The sequence below is a fragment of the Shewanella sp. 11B5 genome, assembly GCF_002836795.1.
Taxonomy (GTDB): domain Bacteria; phylum Pseudomonadota; class Gammaproteobacteria; order Enterobacterales; family Shewanellaceae; genus Shewanella; species Shewanella frigidimarina.
The window spans coordinates 1-6,850 of sequence record NZ_PJAP01000322.1 but is presented as its reverse complement, the minus strand read 5'-3'; the positions used below and the strand labels follow the sequence as shown (position 1 = coordinate 6,850).

Genomic DNA, 6,850 nt, shown 5'->3' with positions numbered 1-6,850 from the left:
ATCATAGGCGATTGGGAAGTTGAACTTAACGCAATAAGATCAGCTGGAAATGGAGGGCAAAATGTTAATAAAGTAGCAACAGCTATCCACCTGAGATTTGATATTAATCGTTCATCTTTACCAGCGATTTATAAAGAAAAAATTCTTAAGCTATCTGATAGTCGCATTTCCTCAGATGGTGTAATCATTATCAAATCACAACAGTTCAGAACTCAGTTACAAAACAAAGAAGCCGCACTAGAGCGTCTAAAAGAACTAATTTTATCCGCAATGATTATTAAAAAATCTCGAAGAGCATCAAAACCAACATTTGGCTCACAGTTACGCCGAATGGATAGCAAAACGAAACGAGGAGCATCTAAGGTAATGAGGAAAAAAGTAGATTTCTAGTAGGTCAAGAAGCTAAAAAATTACAGAAGTGAAGTCTTAGTATTGAGAATTAACAAAAAATCGATAAATACTAAATTATTGTATCCTCTCTTTTTAAAACTAATAAATACCATTTATAGTAATAGTCTTTGAATAAAAATATTGAGAAAGAGGGTTAATTTAAGATTTTCAATATTAAAACTAGAATGAAGACATTGGATAGTATGTTACGTATCGAATGCGGAAAAGCTAGAGCAATGTTGATAGATTGACAACTTTTACTTCATTTTGCATGTATCTGGGAAATTGGCATTTTATAATTACTTTGCCACTTTTGGTAATACGGTGATCAGCTTTTGCAAGCAGCTTTTGTTGGTAGAACTCGGGTAAAGAAGATGAGGCAATATCAAAGCTGAGTTGCGCTGCGGTTGATACTTTATTGATATGCTGGCCACCCGCACCACTTGAACGGACAAACTGCCATTCAATTTCGTTATCTTGCAATATGACGCGTTGAGTTATTTGTATCATTCGGTTGTAGTGTTCCCCTTAATTAACGGTCATAAACCTGTAACGCTGCTTACTGTTTTTAACGCGGCATGTTTATGTGCTGTAGTTACATTCTACCGCAATCTGGGAAACTTTTCAGGGTTGTCTGCTGTGACATGTATGGCAAGAAGTGGTTTAGCCTTAGCATGGATATTGAACTAAAAAGCCTGACAGGCCTCAGAGTTATTACATATTTAATGAAATAACTAGAATAGTTTTGTTATCATGAGCGCCATTGTCGCTTTACACGATAACATCACCGTATAAAGTCTGTTCTATGGCCTAGTTAGAGGGCCGGAGTTGCCGTTATGTTATGCCAAATCCCCGATATCACTAAAGGTGTCATCAGCTTATTTGTCAGTGGCCGTTTATCGGCACAAGATTACCGTACCCGTTTACAGCCCGCCATTAAGAGTTATCGTAAAGACTGGAATCAAGTGTGTCTTTATATTGAAGCTGATGTGTTGTTAGAAGGCTGGGAGTTTGGCTCATTAACTGGTAGCGGAGAAGTTCAGTTACCTGCGTTTGATGCGTTAGTGTTTGTGGGCGGCCCAGATTGGGTGGGTAATTCTGTTAGGCTGATGGGACCCTTTATGCAGGGCGAAGTTGCATGGTTTCCATTAGAGCGTAAACAAGAAGCCATTACTTGGATTGCCAAACGATCTCTGTGCTAAGGGGCCTGTAAATTATTTGCTGGCACCTTTTTACTCGGTTATCGCTTATTTGTTTCGAACATTGGTACATCATAAGTTCTAAGCTGTAGCTAATTATCACAAACTACTGCAGAATTCATCTCGAAAGGTCATCAGACCCTAGATTTTATTATTTTAGAAAAGGATAGCTTATGTCATTGTCAAAGTTGTTTGCCGTATCAAGTGCATTATTGTTAACTCTTAGCTTAACGGCATGTGCTCCAGAAGTGGGTAGTGAAGCTTGGTGTAAGCAAATGAAAGAAAAAGAAAGTGGTGATTGGACTGCCAATGAAGCAGCTGATTACGCTAAGCACTGCGTATTTAAATAATATCGTTTAGGAGTGGGTGGTTGAGTCATACCGTTTTGCCTTTTATGGCTAATATAGCCAAGTTATTGATTGCTTTAGTACTACTGCAATTTGTGGGTGCCAATTTAGGTGCGCATCAATTACATGTGGGTAACAGCAACGAAGAGCAAAATAACCATCCACATCTTCAGTTTACTACCGAAGTGATAAGCCTCGCCGAGTGTGTCGATTGTGCTTGTGCACTTGACGGTTCATTGCTGCATTCGGTAAATGATGATCATCAGCATGCTGACAATGTTACCGATGTTGAGCAAGTTGATGTCTGTTTAGATTGTCAGTGTCATGGTGGTCATGTGACACTTGCTAAGCTTAACGATAATGTTGTTAGTGAACATTTTCATGACCTTTTTACCGATACCAAACTTAACTATTTACCTCCTGAGTCTTTCCCTACTTATCGCCCTCCTATCGTTTAATCCCTTTAAAACACGTTTTTACTGTTTAGCTTCACCTCTATATTCGCTGTTATTGTGCTAATGAATGCTTTTTTGCATTCCATCATGGCGTGATACCTCGCTTGAATGACGGTGGCTAAGCCTATTTCCGTTGATATTTATTGTCGACGGTCTAGATTGTTTTTAGGATTAACCATGAAAATCAAATCAGTCCCAGCACTACCTTTATTGGCAGCATTAAACGCCAACGCTATGTTGAGCCATTTAGTGAATCATTTTGTGAATCGTTTTGTGAATCGTGCTCAGTTAAATGTTGCGCCATGCACTCAGCCCCTCTCTCCGTCAAGCATTCGACAATATGACCGCACTAACTCCAGCGTTTCGCGGGCATTATTGTTCAGTGCAGCGCTATTGTTATCATTATTTGCACTGTCTAGTTCGGCTGTGCAAGCCAGCAGTGAATCAACAGAGGCCGCTCATCAAGAGTCGTTGTTAACCTTAAGTGCAGAGCAGCGCCAACTCGCGGGAGTGGAAGTGGCACAGTTAAGTGCGACCGCGTTTAATTTACAGGCCGTTGCCACCGCTCAGCTGGTTGTAGATAAAGACAAAACTATCACCATAGCGCCGCAATTAGATATGCAGGTGCTTAAGCGCCATGTGGTGCCAGGGCAACAGGTGCAAAAAGGCCAACCATTATTGACTATCGGCGGGGCAGATATTGCTGCGGCGCAAGCCGATTACGTTAATGCAGCAACGGAGTGGGATCGCATAAAGCGCATGAGCAAAGGAACGATTAGTGTAAGTCAGCGGATGCAAACCGAAGTCAACGCAGAGCTTAAACGTGCCATTTTACAGTCGGTAATGATGTCCACAAAACAGATAGCCGAGCTAGCAACATCGCCAAGTTCAATTGGCCAGTTTCAGTTATTGGCTCCCATAAATGGCCGGGTTCAGCAAGATATTGCCACATTAGGACAAGTGCTAACCGCGGGCACACCTTTGATGCAACTGACCGATGAATCGTATTTGTGGGTGGAGGCTGAACTGACGCCATTACAAGCAGATCAAGTCAATATGGGCACCGATGTTTTGGTGCGAGTGGGAAGCCGCACTCGAGAGGGTGTCATTATTGGGCGTTCGCATGAAATTAACTCGCAAACCCGCACTGAGCAAGTATTAGTGCGTATGGCAAACCCAGGCCATGACTTACATGCTGGTGAGTTTGCCGAATTATACCTAGCAGCAAATCAAGGGGCAGAGCCGCTTGGGTTTATTGTGCCAGATGCGGCGTTAACGCGCAGTGGTGACGGTGATTGGCAGGTGTTTATCGAGCAAGACGGTGGATTTAGTGCAGTAGAGGTTTCTGTGGTGGAGCGTCAACGCGGACTGAGTTTTATTCGTGGTTTAGTACCACAAACTCGCGTTGTTGTATCTGGTGCGTTTTTCTTAGCATCTGAGCAAGCCAAATCTGGCTTTGATATCCATAACCACTAAGCGCTAAGGCATCATAATGTTATATAAATTAATTGAGATTGCCGTTGAAAAGCGGTTATTGGTGTTACTTGGATTACTGGCCACTGTGGTGGCATCGGTATTCATGTTACCAAAACTAAATTTAGATGCGTTTCCGGATGTCACTAATGTGCAGGTGACCATTAATACTGAAGCGGAAGGTTTGGCGGCAGAAGAGGTCGAGAAGCTGATCAGCTATCCTGTCGAGTCGGCAATGTATGCATTACCGGCGGTGACCGAGGTGCGTTCATTATCACGTACTGGCTTGTCGTTAGTGACCGTGGTGTTTGCCGAAGGTACTGATATTTATTTTGCACGTCAGCAAGTGTTTGAACAACTGCAAGCTGCAAAAGAATCAATTCCTGCGGGTGTCGGTAACCCTGAAATTGGCCCGAATACCTCTGGTTTAGGGCAAATTTATCAATACATTTTACGGGCTGAACCCGAAACCAATATCAGCGCATCTGAGCTGCGTAGCTTAAATGACTATTTAGTGAAGCTGATTTTAATGCCAGTGAGTGGCGTGACTGAAGTGCTGTCGTTTGGCGGCGAGGTGTTGCAATACCAAGTGCAAGTTGATCCTAATAAACTGCGCAGTTATGGCTTGTCGATGACCCAAGTTAGCCAAGCATTGGAAAGTAATAACCGTAATGCTGGTGGTTGGTTTATGGACCAAGGCCAGGAGCAATTAGTGGTTCGTGGTTATGGTTTGTTGCCCGCTGGCGCCGCAGGTTTACAGGCCATTGCCGACATTCCGTTAACCGAAATCAATGGCACGCCAATACGAGTGGCCGACATTGCTAATGTGGCTTTTGGTAGCGAAATAAGAGTCGGTGCAGTGACCATGTCGCGTAGGCAAGCAGCGGCTAATGGCTCGTCGACCGATGTACAAGCGCTAGGTGAAGTGGTTGCAGGCGTTGTGCTTAAACGCATGGGCGCCAATACCAAAGCCACCATTGATGACATCAATTCACGTATTAGTTTAATTGAACAATCCTTGCCAAAAGGAGTGTCATTTGAGGTGTTTTACGACCAGGCGGATTTAGTCGATAAAGCGGTCACGACTGTGGTTGAAGCGCTATTGATGGCCTTTGGATTTATCGTGATTATTTTGGCGTTGTTTCTGGTCAATATACGGGCGACATTGTTGGTATTACTGTCGATCCCAGTGTCGATCGGGATCGCGTTATTGATCATGTCTTATTACGGCATGTCAGCTAACTTAATGTCTTTAGGTGGTCTTGCTGTTGCGATCGGTATGCTAGTTGATGGTTCAGTGGTGATGGTCGAAAACATCTTTAAACATGTTAGCGGCGAAACAGGCGCCAACCAATCTACTGATGTTCATGTTGATAGTGATGTTGATGTTGATAGCGAATCTGATTCACAAACCCAAAGTATGGCGATTAGGATCATGCTGGCGGCAAAAGAAGTGTGCAGTCCTATCTTCTTTGCAACAGCGATTATCATCGTAGTATTTATGCCGTTATTTGCCCTAGAAGGTGTAGAGGGTAAATTATTTCAACCTATGGCCGTGAGCATTATTCTCGCGATGATGGCGGCATTAGTAGTGGCGTTATTTGCAGTGCCTGCATTGGCGGTGTTTCTATTTAAACGCGGTATTGTGGTACGTCAAAGCAAAGTGTTGGCACCCATTGACGCAGTCTATCGACGAGTACTGACACTGGTGCTATCAAGCCCTAAATCAGTGATGTTAGCGGCAGTTGTTTTGTTTGCTGCAAGCATGCTGTTATTGCCAAAGTTGGGCACTGAATTTGTGCCTGAATTAGAAGAGGGCACCATCAACTTACGGGTGACACTGGCGCCTACAGCCAGTTTGGCCACTTCGGTTAACGTCGCGCCTAAAATTGAAGCCATGCTGCTTGAGTTTCCCGAGGTGGAATATGCGTTAAGTCGAATCGGGGCTCCCGAACTTGGCGGCGACCCTGAACCTGTGAGTAATATTGAAATATATATTGGCCTTAAGCCGATAGAGCAATGGACATCGGCAAGTTCGCGCTTTGAGCTACAGCGTTTGATGGAGCAACGGCTAGCGATATTCCCAGGATTATTGTTAACCTTCTCACAACCGATAGCGACTCGAGTCGATGAGTTGTTATCGGGCGTTAAAGCGCAGTTAGCGATTAAGATATTTGGCCCCGATTTGAGCATATTGTCGGAAAAAGGTCAGGTGTTAACCGATTTAGTCGCTGCCATTCCTGGGGCGGTTGATGTGTCGCTAGAACAAGTCAGCGGTGAAGCTCAGTTAGTGGTTCGACCTAAACGTGAAGTACTCGCTCGCTATGGTATTAGCGTCGATGAAGTCATGAGTTTAGTCACTCAAGGTATTGGTGGTGCCAGTGCTGGCCAAGTGATTGATGGTAACGCCCGTTATGACATTAATCTACGATTAGCAGCGCAATATCGTAATGCGCCAGATGCGATTGAAGACTTGCTACTCAGTGGTGCTAATGGCGCGATTGTACGCTTGGGCGATCTCGCTGATGTGGTGATTGAAATGGCGCCGCCGAATATTCGTCGTGACGATGTACAGCGCCGAGTGGTGGTGCAGGCTAATGTATCGGGGCGTGACATGGGTTCGGTGGTCAACGATATTTATGCCATTGTGCCGCAAGCGGAGTTACCTGCGGGCTATACGGTTGTGGTGGGCGGCCAATATGAAAACCAGCAACGGGCGCAACAAAAGCTAATGTTGGTGGTGCCCATTTCTATCGGACTTATTGGTTTATTGTTGTATTTCTCGTTTGGTTCACTCAAACAGGTGGCATTGATTATGGCTAACGTGCCATTGGCATTAATCGGCGGCGTGGTGGCTTTATATGTCACTGGCACCTATTTGTCGGTGCCCAGTTCAATCGGTTTTATCACCTTGTTTGGTGTTGCTGTGTTGAATGGTGTGGTGCTGGTGGACTCGATTAACCAACGTAGACAGTCATCAGATGAA

The 6,850-nt window shown here is 44.3% G+C and carries 6 protein-coding genes and 1 pseudogene; 6 read left to right on the top strand and 1 reads right to left on the bottom strand.

Going from position 1 to position 6,850, the window contains the following annotated elements; translation table 11 throughout:
* Positions 1–390 (top strand): alternative ribosome rescue aminoacyl-tRNA hydrolase ArfB, encoded by a 390-nt coding sequence (arfB, locus tag CXF78_RS06635; protein ID WP_102036328.1) that lies wholly within the window; start codon positions 1–3, stop codon positions 388–390.
* 276 nt (positions 391–666) lie between these two features.
* Here arfB (CXF78_RS06635) and arfB (CXF78_RS06630) read toward each other — a convergent pair.
* Positions 667–900 (bottom strand): annotated as a pseudogene (gene arfB, locus CXF78_RS06630) (alternative ribosome rescue aminoacyl-tRNA hydrolase ArfB); the annotation flags it as partial.
* 326 nt (positions 901–1,226) lie between these two features.
* On the opposite strand from arfB (CXF78_RS06630), the gene CXF78_RS06625 reads away from it, so the two are divergent.
* The 5 genes from CXF78_RS06625 to CXF78_RS06605 all read left to right on the top strand — a co-directional run.
* Positions 1,227–1,592: a SpoIIAA family protein gene (locus tag CXF78_RS06625; protein ID WP_011639008.1), complete on the top strand. Its 366-nt coding sequence runs from the start codon at positions 1,227–1,229 to the stop codon at positions 1,590–1,592.
* A gap of 170 nt (positions 1,593–1,762) precedes the next feature.
* Positions 1,763–1,939, top strand: coding sequence for a DUF3012 domain-containing protein (locus tag CXF78_RS06620; RefSeq protein WP_011639007.1), 177 nt, complete (start codon positions 1,763–1,765; stop codon positions 1,937–1,939).
* A gap of 44 nt (positions 1,940–1,983) precedes the next feature.
* Entirely contained in the window at positions 1,984–2,394 is a 411-nt protein-coding gene (locus CXF78_RS06615) for a hypothetical protein (RefSeq protein WP_102036327.1), read from the top strand.
* A 174-nt stretch (positions 2,395–2,568) separates the two neighbouring features.
* Positions 2,569–3,867: an efflux RND transporter periplasmic adaptor subunit gene (locus CXF78_RS06610; RefSeq protein WP_257984859.1), complete on the top strand. Its 1,299-nt coding sequence runs from the start codon at positions 2,569–2,571 to the stop codon at positions 3,865–3,867.
* A 16-nt stretch (positions 3,868–3,883) separates the two neighbouring features.
* A partial coding sequence (locus tag CXF78_RS06605; RefSeq protein ID WP_102036326.1) for an efflux RND transporter permease subunit occupies positions 3,884–6,850 on the top strand: 2,967 nt, incomplete at its 3' end.